At 69.5% G+C, this 13,764-nt stretch carries 13 protein-coding genes and 1 pseudogene; 1 reads left to right on the forward strand and 13 read right to left on the reverse strand.

Translation table 11 applies throughout. The features are described 5' to 3' along the window. Positions 1-43: 43 nt before the first annotated feature. From OG588_RS48940 to OG588_RS48965, 6 genes and pseudogenes are all read right to left on the reverse strand, one after another. Entirely contained in the window at positions 44-1,531 is a 1,488-nt protein-coding gene (locus OG588_RS48940) for an MFS transporter (protein ID WP_405952986.1), read from the reverse strand. A 206-nt stretch (positions 1,532-1,737) separates the two neighbouring features. After that, the gene (locus tag OG588_RS48945; RefSeq protein ID WP_405952987.1) at positions 1,738-2,484 is read right to left on the reverse strand and encodes an MBL fold metallo-hydrolase; all 747 of its coding nucleotides are present in this window, start codon (positions 2,482-2,484) and stop codon (positions 1,738-1,740) included. A gap of 46 nt (positions 2,485-2,530) precedes the next feature. Further along, positions 2,531-3,337, reverse strand: coding sequence for an alpha/beta fold hydrolase (locus OG588_RS48950; RefSeq protein ID WP_405952988.1), 807 nt, complete (start codon positions 3,335-3,337; stop codon positions 2,531-2,533). A gap of 79 nt (positions 3,338-3,416) precedes the next feature. After that, positions 3,417-3,875: a cupin domain-containing protein gene (locus OG588_RS48955; RefSeq protein WP_405953411.1), complete on the reverse strand. Its 459-nt coding sequence runs from the start codon at positions 3,873-3,875 to the stop codon at positions 3,417-3,419. Between the two features lie 170 nt (positions 3,876-4,045). After that, the gene (locus OG588_RS48960; RefSeq protein WP_405952989.1) at positions 4,046-4,423 is read right to left on the reverse strand and encodes an SDR family NAD(P)-dependent oxidoreductase; all 378 of its coding nucleotides are present in this window, start codon (positions 4,421-4,423) and stop codon (positions 4,046-4,048) included. Positions 4,424-4,481: 58 nt separating this feature from the next. After that, positions 4,482-4,823: pseudogene (locus OG588_RS48965) on the reverse strand (SDR family NAD(P)-dependent oxidoreductase); the annotation flags it as partial. Positions 4,824-5,085: 262 nt separating this feature from the next. Here OG588_RS48965 and OG588_RS48970 point away from each other — a divergent pair. Next, positions 5,086-6,099 (forward strand): helix-turn-helix domain-containing protein, encoded by a 1,014-nt coding sequence (locus tag OG588_RS48970; RefSeq protein WP_405952990.1) that lies wholly within the window; start codon positions 5,086-5,088, stop codon positions 6,097-6,099. A 37-nt stretch (positions 6,100-6,136) separates the two neighbouring features. On the opposite strand, the gene OG588_RS48975 is transcribed toward OG588_RS48970, so the two are convergent. From OG588_RS48975 to OG588_RS49005, 7 genes are all read right to left on the reverse strand, one after another. Then, positions 6,137-7,282, reverse strand: a complete 1,146-nt coding sequence (locus tag OG588_RS48975; RefSeq protein ID WP_405953412.1) for a Gfo/Idh/MocA family protein — start codon at positions 7,280-7,282, stop codon at positions 6,137-6,139. A gap of 77 nt (positions 7,283-7,359) precedes the next feature. Then, positions 7,360-8,502 (reverse strand): Gfo/Idh/MocA family protein, encoded by a 1,143-nt coding sequence (locus tag OG588_RS48980; protein ID WP_405952991.1) that lies wholly within the window; start codon positions 8,500-8,502, stop codon positions 7,360-7,362. Continuing rightward, the gene (locus tag OG588_RS48985) at positions 8,499-9,332 is read right to left on the reverse strand and encodes a ThuA domain-containing protein (RefSeq protein ID WP_405952992.1); all 834 of its coding nucleotides are present in this window, start codon (positions 9,330-9,332) and stop codon (positions 8,499-8,501) included. Before OG588_RS48985 ends, OG588_RS48980 begins: the two co-directional genes overlap by 4 nt. Next, positions 9,329-10,195 carry a carbohydrate ABC transporter permease gene (locus tag OG588_RS48990; RefSeq protein WP_405952993.1) on the reverse strand — a complete coding sequence of 289 codons (867 nt, stop codon included), beginning with the start codon at positions 10,193-10,195 and terminating at the stop codon, positions 9,329-9,331. Before OG588_RS48990 ends, OG588_RS48985 begins: the two co-directional genes overlap by 4 nt. Positions 10,196-10,202: 7 nt before the next feature. Next, positions 10,203-11,183 (reverse strand): carbohydrate ABC transporter permease, encoded by a 981-nt coding sequence (locus OG588_RS48995; protein ID WP_405952994.1) that lies wholly within the window; start codon positions 11,181-11,183, stop codon positions 10,203-10,205. Next, positions 11,176-12,405 (reverse strand): extracellular solute-binding protein, encoded by a 1,230-nt coding sequence (locus OG588_RS49000; protein WP_405952995.1) that lies wholly within the window; start codon positions 12,403-12,405, stop codon positions 11,176-11,178. Before OG588_RS49000 ends, OG588_RS48995 begins: the two co-directional genes overlap by 8 nt. Before the next feature lie 106 nt (positions 12,406-12,511). Further along, entirely contained in the window at positions 12,512-13,537 is a 1,026-nt protein-coding gene (locus OG588_RS49005) for a LacI family DNA-binding transcriptional regulator (RefSeq protein WP_405952996.1), read from the reverse strand. Positions 13,538-13,764 lie beyond the last annotated feature (227 nt).

A 13,764-nucleotide genomic window follows, 5' to 3' on the forward strand; every position in this document is an offset into this window, starting at 1 on the left:
GATCTGCCGGGCCGGGTTGTGCACAACGACTGTTGACGGAGTGTCAGGTCTGGGTGCCTCCGCGTACTGCGGGCGTGCTGCTCACCGCTGGCACCGGGTCGGCCGGGAAGCGTACGGCGACGCGGCCGGCGGTGGCGAGGGCGCGGGCTGTGGTGGTCGCCAGGCCTATCGCCGTGATGACGAGGCCGCCGACAGCGAGGATCCACCAGCCGGGGTGGCTGGCGGTGGCGAATCCGGCCCCGCCGGGGGCGCGGGTGCGGGCGGTGACGATCGAGCCGAGGACCGCGACGCCGAGGTTGTTGCCGACCTGGCGGCCGGTGGTGGTGATCGCGGCGGAGACCCCGGCCTGGGCGCGCGGCATACCGGCTACGGCGGTGCTGGTGATCGGGGCGTTGACCAGGCCGAATCCGATGCCGAGGAGGACGTAGGCGACGAGCAGGATCGCCCATGGCGTGGTCGGGGTGAGCGTGGTCAGCGTCAGTGCCGCGGCGGCGATCAGCAGACCCGCGGCGATCAGGGGCGGGCGCGGGCCGCGCGCGGCGGTGAGGCGTCCGGACAGCGGCGAGGCCAGCGCGGTGCCGACGGCCATCGGCATGGTCAGCAGGCCGGCTTGGAGTGCGCTGCAGCCGCGTACGTCCTGCAGATAGAGGGTGTTGAGGAACAGGAACCCGGAGAGCACGAGGAACGCCGTGACGGCGGCGACGAAGGACCCGGCGAACGGCACCGAACGGAAGAACACCGGGTCCACCAGCGGCTGTTGGCGACGCCGCTCGTACCCGGGCAGCGCTACGGCCGCGCCCGCGGCCAGAGCGAACAGGGCGACGATGGGCGTGCTTCCGTAGCCCCGATGGGAGCCCTCGATGATCGCGAAGATCAGCGAGGTCAGGAGCGTGACGACGAGTACCTGACCGACCGGGTCCGGGCGCCGCGGCGCCGCGGCCCTCGACTCGGGGACGAACATCGCGGTGAGCACCAGGGCGGCCACTCCGATCGGGATGTTGATCCAGAAGATCGAGCGCCAGCCGGCCGAGGCGACCAGCAGGCCGCCCACCACCGGGCCGGCGGCCAGAGACAGGCCGACCGTGGTGCCCCACAGCCCGATCGCGCGGGCGCGCTCGCGTGGATCGGGGAAGGCGTGCGTGATGATCGACAGGGCGACCGGGTTGAGCATGCTGGCGCCCAGTCCCTGGGTGACACGGAAGGCGATCAGCCAGCCGAGGCTCGGAGCCAGCGAACAGGCCAGCGAACCGACGGTGAAGAGGACCAGCCCGGCCTGGAACACCCGCCGCCGTCCGATCCGGTCGGCACTGGATCCGGCGAGCATCATGAAGGCGGCGACCGCCAGGGTGTACCCGTCGACGGTCCACTGCAGCCCGCTCACCGGGGCGTGCAGATCGTGCCCTACGGCAGGTAGGGCGACGTTCACGGCGGTGGTGTCCAGGGCGGTGATCAACAGGCTCAGGCAGCACACCGCGAGGACGAGCCCGGGCCGACGACGGGTGTCGTCCGGCGGGGGCGTGTGCGTCGTCATGGTCGTTCTCCTTGATGGGCGGTGGTGCGTTCCGGATTCCTGGCGTGACGTGCGGGGTGTCCGCCGGGACGCGCGCGAATGGCTCGGCGTGGCGTGGCGTGGCGTGGGGAAATGGGTCGGCGCGCGCGCTCGTACTTCGGCGGGGAGTTGCCGTGGCGGTGGGCCGGGATGCCCGAGGTGGAGCCGGAGTTGGGGTCGGGCGTGGGTCAGAGTTCGACCCTGATGCCGGGTTCGACGATGCGGACGCTGGTTTCGGGGGCCAGGTCGTGGGAGGCGTTGCGGTAGCGCAGCGGGTCCTTGTCGCTGTGGGTGATCAGCCGGTCGCCCAGGAAGCCCTTGGTGAAGGCGTAGTGGTGCGGGACAGCAAGGTCGGGCTTGAGGAGCGCGGTCAGTTCGGCTGCCTCGTCGGCGTTCATGACGACCTGTTTGTTGCCGGCCGGCCGGATGTGCAGGCCGTTGGTGGGCAGCAGGGCGAGCGAGATGTGCCCCAACCGCCGGGGAATCTCCGCGAGTTCGGGGATGAGCATGGTGTCCCCGGCGAAGTACACCGCGTCGGCGCCGGCACGCAGGACGAAGGTGACCTCGTAGACGCCGTGCTCGGCGGGGGCGGCGGTGATGGTCACGCCGCCGACCTCGGCCTCCTGCCAGGGCGCGAGCGCCGTGACGTTCGTGAAGCCGTGCTTGCGCGCCGCCTCGACCACGGTCCCGGCGACGAACAGCGGGACCGTACGGTCGCGGTAGGCGGCGAAGGCGTCCAAGTCGCAGTGGTCGTAGTGCTCGTGGCTGATCAGCACGCCGTCGAGCCGGGGCAGGTCGGGGATGCCGATGGCGATCGGCTCGCCCTGGTAGTAGCCGGGCCTGGTGCTGAACCAGGGGTCGGTCAGGAAGGTACGACCACCGATCTCTATGAGGTGGCAGCTGTGCGTGATGCGGGTGACCGCGGTCTTGGGCATGGGGAGGGGCTCCGTGGGTCGCGAGAGGGAGGGGAGGGGGCGACGCTCAGCGGGCGAAGGCGGAGAAGTCCGTGTCGGCGCTGTCCCAGATCGCCTGGATGACCTGGTCGGGGGTTTCCAGCTGCGGGGAGTGGCCGGTTTCGGGGAGCAGTTGGAACTGGGCCATGGGGATCGCGGCGGCGTAGACGCGGCCGTAGTCGACGTCGACGATCCCGTCGCTCTCGCCCCACAGCACGAGGGCGGGGACCTCCAGGGATCCGAGACGCCCGGCGAGGGTGGGGTCGGCCATGGCGGAGCCCGCGTAGACAGCGATAGCGGTCCGGTTGCCCGCGGCGATCGCCTGCGCCGCGGGAGGCAGGGTCGTGGGGTCGATCCGGAACGGCTCGGGATCGTGGAAGGTGAGCCGGAAGACCTCGTCCATGGTCAGGGAGAAGAAGTCGGCCACCGGATGTCCGGGCACCTCGATCCCGACGGCGTCGATCAGGACGATGCCGCTGACGCGCGGCGACTTGAGCAGCGCGATCTCGGCGGTGATCCAGCCGCCGATCGAGTTGCCGATGACGGTGACGTCGGTCAGCGCCAGTTGGTCCAGCAACGCGCCGTAGAGCATGGCCAGGCCGGACACGGAGGCCAACGCCTCGGGGCGTACGGTGCCGGCGAAGCCCGGGTGGGTCGGGACCAGCACGCGCACGTCGTGAGCGGCGGCGAACTTCTCGGCGAACCCCGTCACCGACTGCGGGCCGGCCCCGCCGTGCAGGAGCAGGAACGGCTGTCCGGAGCCGTATTCGGTCACGGACACCTCGACCGGGCCGATTCCTTCGAGGCTGACGGTGTGTTGGGTGGTGGTTCCCACGGTCTATCTCCTTGAACGATTCTGGTGAGTGGGTCGGAAGGGGGGAGGGGTGACGGGTGAGGGGCGCAGATACGGATGTTCAGGCGAAGTCGGTGGTGGGCTCGGTGGCGTACCGGCTCATCGCCTCGATCGTCGCCTCGGGGGTCAGCGGGCGGCCGGCGGCGATCATGTCGCGCAGTTCCCGGAAGTAGTCGACGTACAGGTCCGGGGTGAACGTGTTGAGCAGGACCGTCGTGCCGTCGGTCGGGTTGGCGAAGGTGTGCGGGGCGCCGGGCGGGATCATGACCAGCGTTCCGGCGGGCGCGTCGTGCACGGTCTCGCCGACGGTGAACCGGGCCGCGCCGGACACGACGTAGAAGCCCTCGTCGTGCCGGGCGTGCCGGTGCTGCGGTGGACCGTCGGTGTGCGGGGCGAGCGTGATCTCGCCGATGCCGAGGCGGTGATCGGTCGTGGTGCCGTCCTCCAGGATCCGCATCCGGGTCGGGCCGAGCTGGATCGCCTCACCGGAGTCCGGGCCGACCACTGAGACGTCTTTCATCTGAGCCTCCGCGTAAGAGAGTGGGCTGTGTTCGTTGGGGTTGACTCTCATGAATGTAGGCGAGTCGACTCCTTTGTGCAAGTCAACTCTCACGATGAGAGTTGATGCTCGGATGTTGTCGGGAGTGATGTGCAGAGCCGTGCCGTGTTGTGGTTCGGCCTGTCGTGGCGCTACGCGAGGTGGGGATTGCCGTTCGACGCGCCGAGACCGCCGTCGACGCGGGTATGGGCACCGTTCACGTAACTCGCCGCCGGACTCGCCAGAAACGTGATGACGTCGGCCGCCTCGGCGGGCTCGCCGAAGCGGCGCATCGGTAGGCGGTTGAGCGTGGCGGCGACGATCGCCTCGCTCCGCAGGAATCCCGCGGTCATGTCGGTGGAGATCATGCTGGGATGAACGGCGTTGACCCGCACGCCTTCCGCGCCGTGGTCGAGCGCCATCGCGTTGGTCAGGTTGGTCGCCGCGCCCTTTGCGGCGTCGTAGGCGGCCAGGCCCCAGTCGCCGCCGAGCCCGGACGCCGAACCGACGTTCACGATGCTGCCGCCCACGGCACGCAGAATGGGGGAGTGCGGCCCTGGAGGCGTAGAAGACCCCGTCGACATCGGTGGACGTGACGCGTCGCCAGCCCGCCGCGTCCATGTCGGACACGGTGCCCAACGGCTCGACGGTCGCGGCATTGTTGACCAATGTGTCCAACCGGCCGTGGTCGTGTGCCACGGCGTTCACGAGCCTGGTGACCCCCTCCTCGTCCGAGACATCACCGACCCGGGCGATCAGCGTCGAGCCCGTCGGCGCCTCGGCCACCACTGCGTCCAACTTGGCCTGCGTCCGGCCGATGATCACCACCGTGGCGCCCTGCGCGGCGAAGCGGTGAGCGGTGGCCGCGCCGATGCCCGACCGCCCACCGGTGACGATGACGACCTTGCCGGTGAATGTGTTCTCAGCCATCGGGGAACTTCAACTCCTCATGTATTGAAGGCAATGGACCGGAATGTGGGACACCGATACGTACGACGTGCGGTTACGGCAGCGGCATTCCGTGCGCTCGCGAGGAACTCCTCCTACGTAACTGCCGGGCTCGGGGCGGGGGTTGTCCCTGCCGACGAAGCCTAGGAAGATCGCTGCAGCACAGGCTTGAACCAGAGCGTCATCCCGGCGGAACATCTGCGCCAGATGACGCCGGCGCGACGAAGGCTGGGGACGACCGCAGATGGACCGCACGGGAGTGGAGGCCGACGGTTCGGTCCGGGCGCCCTCCAGGGACTCCGGCCCTTCAGGTTCAGGTTCAGGCTCGGGTTCGAGTGCCGAGCCGGGAGCGTTCGACGCCTTCCGCGACGGTTGGGAGACGGAGATCGGCGACGGCTTCCCGTTGCCGACGTTCAGTCCGGCCACGATGCGTGACTTCCGGGTCAGGAGCCGCGCCACCAAGGTGGGTGACGTGGCCGTCACCGACCTCCACGGTGCGTCGGCGATCAGGACCGAGGGTCCCCTCAACGGGGTCGAGGACCAGGTGCGGATGTACGTCGTACGCAGCGGCTCCTGGTCTCTGGGCGCCCCGCTCGCCCGTGACGAACAGACCGTACCGGCGGGGCAGTTCCTCATCCGCCACATCGGCCGGCCCGTGCACTTCGGGACGGTGCCCGACACGCGGGCGAAGGTTCTCGTCCTGCCCGCCGCCACGCTCAGACCACTGCTCGGCGAGCGACAGAGTGTCAGCGGGCCGGCGGACTCCGCCGAGGTGCGCCTGCTGGTTGCCCACTCGAACATGATCTACGAGACGGCCGCCGACCTCGGACCGGCCGGAGTGCAGGCCGCCCACAGCACACTCATCGAGTTGGCCAAGGCGGTGGCCAGGCGCCGGGTCGACGACACGGAACCCCAACTGGCGTCGGCCCTCGCCCAGGCGGCGAAGGACCTCGCGGACAACCACCTGACCGACCCCGAACTCTCCGGCGCGATGCTGGCCCGTGAACTCAACGTCTCCGCGCGCAGCCTGCAACGGGCATTCGCCGCGGCGGGAGAATCGGTGACCGCCTACATCCGCCAACGGCGCCTGGAAGAACCCCGACTCGCCCTCACCACACCCTCCGGCCGGCTGAGCGTCTCGGAACTCGCCGCCCGCTGGCAGTTCGCGGACAGCAGCCACTTCATCCGCGCCTTCAAGAAGCACTACGGCCGGACGCCGACCGACTACGCCCGCTCGACCACTGCGGCGCGGAACTGACCCGCACGGCGCGCCCGCCGTGGCCAGTGACATGCAATCAGCCGATGCTCGTCCAGCGAGAGGAGTCCGCGGCGCTGCGCTCGACGGCCCGCATGACGTACTGGACCTGCAGACCATCGGCGAACGACGGGCGTGGCCCGTTCCCGCCCTCCGCCACCGATGTCACGAAGTCGTGGACCTGGTGGACGAACGCGTGCTCGTAGCCCAGACCGTGACCGGGCGGCCACCAGGCGCCCAGGTAGGGGTGCCCGGGCTCGGTGACCAGGATCCGCCGGAATCCGGCCTCCGTCTCCGGGGCGTCGGCGTCGTACAGCAGGAGTTCGTTCATCGACTCGAAGTCGAAGGCGACCGACCCGCGTGAGCCGTTCACCTCGATCCGCAGCGCGTTCTTGCGCCCCGTGGCGAAGCGCGTCGCCTCGACCACGACGAGTGCGCCGCCTTCGAGCCGGCCGGTGAACGCGGTCGCGTCGTCGACGGTCACCCGTCCGCGCTGGTCCCCGGCCTGCGCCGAGAGCCCGCTGGATTCCGTCGGCAGGGGGCGCTCGGTGACGAACGTGGCCTGCGTCGCCGACACCCCGGTGAGGCGTTCGCCGGTCAGGTGCTGGAGCAGGTCGATGACGTGCGAGCCGAGGTCCCCGAGCGCGCCGGAGCCGGCCCGTTCCTTTCGCAGCCGCCACACCAGCGGGAACTCGGGGTCGACGATCCAGTCCTGGAGGTACTGGGCCCTGACGTGCCGCACCTCGCCGATCCGGCCCTCGGCGATGAGACGGGCGGCGTGTGCCAGTGCGGGCACGCGCCGGTTGTTGAAGCCGACCATCGACCGGACACCGGCCTCGCCCGCGACCTGCGCCGCGGCGGCCATCCGCTCGGCCTCCTCGACCGTGTTGGCGAGCGGCTTCTCGCACAGCACGTGCTTGCCGGCGGCCAGCGCGGCGATCGCGATGTCGGCGTGGGAGTCGCCGGGCGTGCAGATGTCCACGACGTCCACGTCGTCGCGGCGGACCACCTCCTGCCAGTCGGCCGCCCAGTCGCCCCACCCCAGCCGTTCGGCAGCCCGTGCCGCGCCCTTCGGGTCACGGCCGCAGACAACGGTCATGTCGACGTCGAAAGGCAGGTCGAACACCCGGGGCGCGGTGCGCCAGGCCTGGGAGTGCACGGCTCCCATGAACGAGTGGCCGATCATCGCCACCCCGAGGCGGGGGCGGCCGGACACGGGGTCGGGCGAAGGGCGGGGCACAGGGTCTCCGTATCGGTAGGGCGTCAGGCGGACGCGGCGGCGGGCGGTGCCTGGTGCGGGGCGAGGGCGCTGCGCACCGACGGCCAACTGGCAAGGGCTGCACGGACGTTGGCACGGCCCTCCTCGCGCAGCGCCGTCGCGTACGCCTGGTCGAGGACGTCGTCGACGAGCACGCGTTGTCCGGTCCGGGCCGACTCCACCGCGGCCTCGACCATCGCCAGGCTCATGGTGTTCTCGTGCACCTCGCCCATGGGCACGCTGCCGGTCCGCAGCGACTCGACGAAGACCCGCAGCGCTCCGGCGATGTCGGAGTACGGGGAGCGGGGCCGCTCGGCGGGTTGTACGTCCGCGACGAGCACGGGCTCGGTGTCGCCGTCCCACTGCGCCGAGCCCTTCTCGCCGCTCGCCCGCCACACTCCGTTCCACGAGGTCTCGGCACCCGGACTGCACCAACTGCCGTTGTACGTATAGCGCGTGCCGCCCGCCATCTCGAAGACGGCACTCGCGGCGGCGTCGCCGTCGTACCAGCTCCACGGCGGGTTGTACGCCTGGCAGTAGGCGGAGACCGGGTCCGCGCCGAGCAGGAAGCGCGCCGAGTCGAAGGCGTGGATCGCCATGTCGATCAGCAGCGGGTACGCCATCTCCTCGCGGAAACCGCCCATGTGCGGCGCCTTGAAGAACTCGGTCGTCAGCGTGCCGATCGCGCCGAGGTCCCCCAACATCCCGCGCAGGGCGAAGAGTTGAGGGTTCCAGCGCCGTGACTGGCTCACCATGAACAGCTCGCCGCTCACCTCGGCCGCGGCGGCGAGGGACAGGGCGTGGGCCAGGGTGTCGGCGATCGGCTTCTCGCCGAGGACGGGCAGCCCGGCGAACAACGCGGCGGTGGTGACGGGATGGTGGGCCACCGGAACGGTCACGTTGACGATCGCCTGAGCACCGGTGTCGGCCGCGAGCGCGACCGCGTCGGAGCCGACGGGAAGGTCCGGCCGGCCCAGATCGGCCGCCGACCGCCGGGCCGCGTCCAGGTCGAGGTCGACGATGCCGGCAAGTTCGGTCTCGGGCGCGGCGGTTACGGTGGTCAGCCACTGCTGTCCCATGGAGCCGGCCCCGACCACCAGCACGCGCAGGGGGTTGTCGGGCCCGCAGGGGATGGTCCGGTGGGTCATCGAAGCGGCCCCGAGTAGTCCACGCCGTTGAAGAAGTCGTCGGTGTCGTAGCGCAGCAGCACGGGGTGGCTGCGCGCGGGCCGGTCCGTGCGCGCCCACTGCACGCCGTTGGCGATCACCCGGCGGATGTCCTTGTTGTGGTAGACGGGATAGTCCTGGTCGCCGGGGCTGAAGTAGAAGATCCGGCCGTGGCCGCGACGGAACGTGCAGCCGCTGCGGATCACCTCACCGCCGGTGAACGAGCTGACGAAGACCAGCTCGTCCGGGACGGGGATGTCGAAGAACTCCCCGTACATCTCGTCCTCCTCGACGACGAGCGGATGCGGAACTCCCTTGGCGATGGGGTGCGTTGGGTTCACCGTCCACACCAGCTCGCGGTCGTGCTCGTTGCGCCAGCGCAGGGTGCAGCTGGTCCCCATGAGCTTGACGAAGATCTTCGACCAGTGGCCGGAGTGCAGGACCACCAGGCCCATGCCCGACAGCACGTGCCGGTGCACCCGTTCCACGACCTCGTCGGACACCTCGGCGTGGGCGGCGTGTCCCCACCAGGTGAGGACGTCCGTCGAGGCCAACACCTCTTCTGTCAGGCCGTGTTCGGGGTCGTCCAGCGTGGCGGTGCGTACGGTGCACGCGTCGCCGAGGTTCTCCTTGATGCCCTCGGCGATCGTGCTGTGCATACCCTGCGGGTAGATCTTGGCCACGTGCTCCTCGATCTTCTCGTGGCGGTTCTCCCCCCACACGGTCACGTGGATCGGGGCCGGGGGCGGTGCGGAAGACGTGGTCACAGGGGTGTTCTGCCTTTCTCCGAAGTCGCCCTGGGGGCGGGTCATTTGACGGCTCCGCCGGTCACGCCGGTGGCGATGTAGCGCTGTGCCACCAGCAGCAGCACGAGAGCGGGTACCGAGGCGAGCGTCGCGGTGGCCATCACCGCGTTCCAGTCGCTGACGTGGGAGCCGAGGTACTGGTAGAGGCCGAGGGTGACGGGGCGGACGTCCTCGGTCGTCGTCAGGGTCAGCGCGAAGAGGAAGTCGCTCCAGGTGAACAGGAACGTGAACAGCCCTGCCGTGATGAGGGCGTTCCTGCTCATCGGCAGGACGATCGACACGAACGCCCGCACCCTGCCCGCCCCGTCCACCCGGGCCGCCTCGATCACCGAGGCGGGGATGTTGCCCATGAAGGCCCGCAGGATCAGGATCGCGAACGGGATGCCGGCGGTGGAGTCGGCGAGGATCAGGCCGGGGATCGAGTTGAGCAGCCCGACGTCGTTGTACGCGCTGTAGAGGGCGTTGGCCACGACGATGCCGGGGACCATCTGGCTGATCAGGATCCCGAAGAGCACCGGACCGACCCAGCGCGCGTTGACATGGGCGAGCGCGTACGCGGCCGGGCTCGCGATGATCAGGCTGAACACCACGCTCCCCACCGCAACGACCATGCTGGTCAGGAGATTTGACCCCTGCTGGCTCAGCGCGGTGGCGTAGCCGTCGAAGTTCAGGTGGGTCGGGAACCAGGGCGTGCTCACGGCGGTGTTGGCCGGCTGGAGGGAGACGTTGACCATCCAGTAGACCGGGAACAGCATCACGGCCAGGATCAGCGCGCCGATGACGGTGTATCCCCATGGCCGCCGGGAGCGCCGCCGTTGGACGGGTGTGCGCGTGGTCGGTCGGACGGATGTGTGCGTGACGGTTGCCATGACGGCCTCACTGCTCGACGGCGCGGCGGTTCGCGCGCAGGTAGAGGACGGCGAAGACCAGCGAGATGACGATGAGGATGTTGCCGAGCGCGGCACCCTGCCCGAAGTCGAACTGCTGGAAGGAGAGTTGGTAGGACTGACTGGCGATGGTCTGTGTCGCGTTGGCCGGTCCGCCGTTGGTGAGCCCGAGGATGACGTCCAGCACCTTGACCGTGTAGACGACTCCGAGGACGAGCACCACGCTGACCACGGGACGCAGCAGGGGCCAGGTCACGTGCCGGAACGCCCGCCAGCCCGTGGCGCCGTCCAGCGCCGCCGCCTCGTACAACTCCGCGGGGATGTCCTGGAGTCCGCCGTAGAGGATCGCGACGTTGAACGGGATTCCGATCCAGATGTTGACCACGATCACCGCGAACAGTGCCAGCGAGGTGCTGGTCAGCCAGCCGGGACGGTCCTGTACGAGGTGCAGGGCGCCGAGGAACCGGTTGAGGACGCCGTTGTCCTGGTCGAGGATCCAGCGCCACACCGCACTGGAGACGATCAGCGGGACCAGCCACGGCAACAGTAGTAGGGAGCGCATCACGCCGTTCAGCGGGAACCGGCGGCGGAAGAACAGGGCGATCGCCAGACCGGTGAGGAACTGCCCCGCGATCGAACCCACCGTGAACAGCACCGTGTTGAGGAGTGCCTTGTCGAAGACGGAGGACGAGATGACGGCCCGGTAGTTGGCGAGGCCGACCCAGGGCGCCTGGCCGGTGTAGAAGGTGGTCGTCGTGTAGTGCTGGAACCCCATGACGACGTTCTTGACGACCGGGTAGCCGAAGAAGGCCACCATGTAGACGAAAGCGGGCAGGAGGAACAGCAGGTGGGACTGGTGGCGTCGGCCGCGTTTCCCCAGCCGCCCGAGCGTCCGGCCCACGGGGGCGCTGTCCGTGATCGGCACCGTACGCCCTTTGGCTCGCACCGCGCGGCGCAGTACGTCAGCCATCCTGGGCCTGCTTCAGTGCCTTCGCCGGAGTCGCCCCCTGGGTGAGCGCGGTCTGTATCGCGGTATAGATCTTGGTGGCTGCCTTCGGCCAGTCCTTGCCCAACTCACCTGTGCGGGCACGGGCGTTGCGCACCTGGTCGGTGAACGCCTTCATCCGGGGCTGCTCGGCGGCGAACTTGTCCATCAGCGCTGTCTTCGTCGGCACGGTCTGGCGCTGCTGGGCCAACGACAGCTGGTTCTTGTCGGAGTTGAGGCACGCGACGACCTTGGCCGCCTTGGCCTGGCGTTGCGCGTTGCCGGTCTGCGGGACGGTCCAGGTCTCACCGCCCAGCGGGACGACGGGAGTTCCGCCGGCCTTGGGTACGGGGATCTGTACGACGCCGTAGTGCAGGCTCGTCTTTTTGTCGAGGATCGGGAACTGCCAGGGGCCGTTGATCATCATGGCCGCGTTGCCCGCCGCGAACTGGTCGTTGGCGTCGGCCTGGGCCCAGCTGACCACCGACTTCGAGGCCGATCCGTCCTTGACCAGGTCCACCCACAGCTGAAGTGCCTGTGCGGTCCGGGGAGTTGCTATGTCCTTCTCGTCGCCGCCGTTGGACCACATGAAGGGCAGGAACTGCCAGGTGCCCTCGTAGGTGGCCGGTGCGGCGAAGGCGATGCCGTACCGCTTGCCCGAAGTGAGCTTCTTGGCGGCCGACTTGAGCTCCGCCCAGGTGGCGGGCGGCTTGATGCCCGCCTTGTCGAGCATGTCCTTGTTGTAGAAGAGGCCGAGCGTGTTGGTCACCGGTTGCAGGCCGTAGAGCTTGCCCTGGTAGGTCGAGGCGTCCACCACACCCTTGGCGTATCCGTCCGCCTTCAGGCCGAAGTCGCTGAGCGGGGCGAGGGCGCCGCCGGCGGCGATCTGTTGCAGGTCGGGGTTGTCGAGCATCAGCACGTCGGGCAGGGTCCGGGACGAGGCCTGTTGCAGCACCTTGGGTATCAGCGACGGTCCGGCCACGGCCTCCCGCTTGATCTTCACGCCGTTCTGCTGCCCGCACGCGTCCAGGACCTTCGCGTAGATCCCCTTGTCGGGCTGATCGGCGTAGTAGTCCATCACCCGCAGGGTGTCGGCGCCGCCGGACGATCCGGTGCTCGAACCACAGGCGCTCAGGGAGAGCGGCGCCAGGAGTGCGAGGGCCACCGGCAGTGTCGTTCTGCTGAGGATCGCTCGTCGTTGAGCCATGTTCGTTCTCTCCTCGGTCGGCGCCGTCTCGGGTGGACCGCGCGGGAGTGTCGATGCGTATCGACAGCAGTGACGCGTCATCCCCCTTGGCACGAAACAGTGGGGATCAGTGGGCGGGCAGGCTGGTCTGACGCAGGGTCAGACGTGGGGTGACCAGTTCGACGGTCGAAGTGGTGGGCACGCTCTTGCGGTTGAGCAGCCGGAACAGGATCCTCATCGCGCGGCGCGAGACGTCCCTGGGTTCCAGCGAGAGGTTGGTGACGGGGGGTGTGGAGGTCTCGGCGGTGCGGTCCGTGCACAGTCCGATGACGGACAGGTCGCGGCCCGGAACCAGACCGCGGTCCAGCAGGCTCTGCAACGTCGGCTGGATCAACTGGGGATCGGGGATCACGAGACCCAACCTGCCGCCGCCGGGCCCTCGTTCGGCAAGCGCCTCGTCCAGGGCGGCCTCCGCCCCGGCGCGGCTGGTGTCCGGCGGGCTCACCTCGGCGTAGGCGATACCGTGCGCGGCGGCCGCGTCCTCGGCTCCGCGCAGGAAACGGCGGACGAAGTTGACGTCGCGGGCCAGCACGTCACGCGGGTAGCCGAGCAGAACGACACGGTCGTGCGCGGAGTCGGCCAGTTCGTCCACCGCCATGCGTCCGGCCAGGGTGTAGTCCAGGTCGACGCAGTACAGGCCCTCGGGGTCGTCCGGCACGCCGATCAGGATGACGGGCACACTCAGCCCGGCGGCCACGGGGATGCGCGGGTCCTTGGACCCGACCTCCATCAGCACGATCGCGTCGCAGAGGGACTGGTCGCTGAGCCGGGTGAGTCCCTCGGCGCCCTCGTCCTCGGTGGCCAGGATGACGTTGTGGTCCTCTTCCCGGGCGCACTTGGTGATCGTCTCGATGAAGGGCAGCACCCCCGTCATGTCGGCCCCGGGCGCGAACGGCACGACCAGACCGATGACTTGACTCCGCTGACTCGCCAACGCCCGTGCCCCCGCGTTGGGTTGGAACCCCAACGTCTCGATCGCCTCCTCCACCCGACGCCGGGTCTCGGGGGATATCGAGCGGCGCCCGCTCATGACATAGGAGACGGTGCTCTGGGAGACGCCCGCCAACCGGGCCACGTCCCGGCTTGTCACCATGCGAGCACCTCCCTCGGTTCCCTCGGTGTCGATACGCGGTGTCGATACGTATCGACTGACTGGGACGAGACTGTAGGGAGGGGCCGCCAACGACGGCAAGGGTCGTGCACGGAAAAAGTTCCGCCGGCCCGGGACTCCGACCTCACGGGCAACCGAGGCCACGACGGCCGGCTTCCGGGTCAGGTGCGTCCTGGCCACCAAGCTCGTCGACGAACTCGCCGAGTCGT

It is taken from the genome of Streptomyces prunicolor, assembly GCF_045162825.1.
GTDB lineage: Bacteria > Actinomycetota > Actinomycetes > Streptomycetales > Streptomycetaceae > Streptomyces > Streptomyces prunicolor.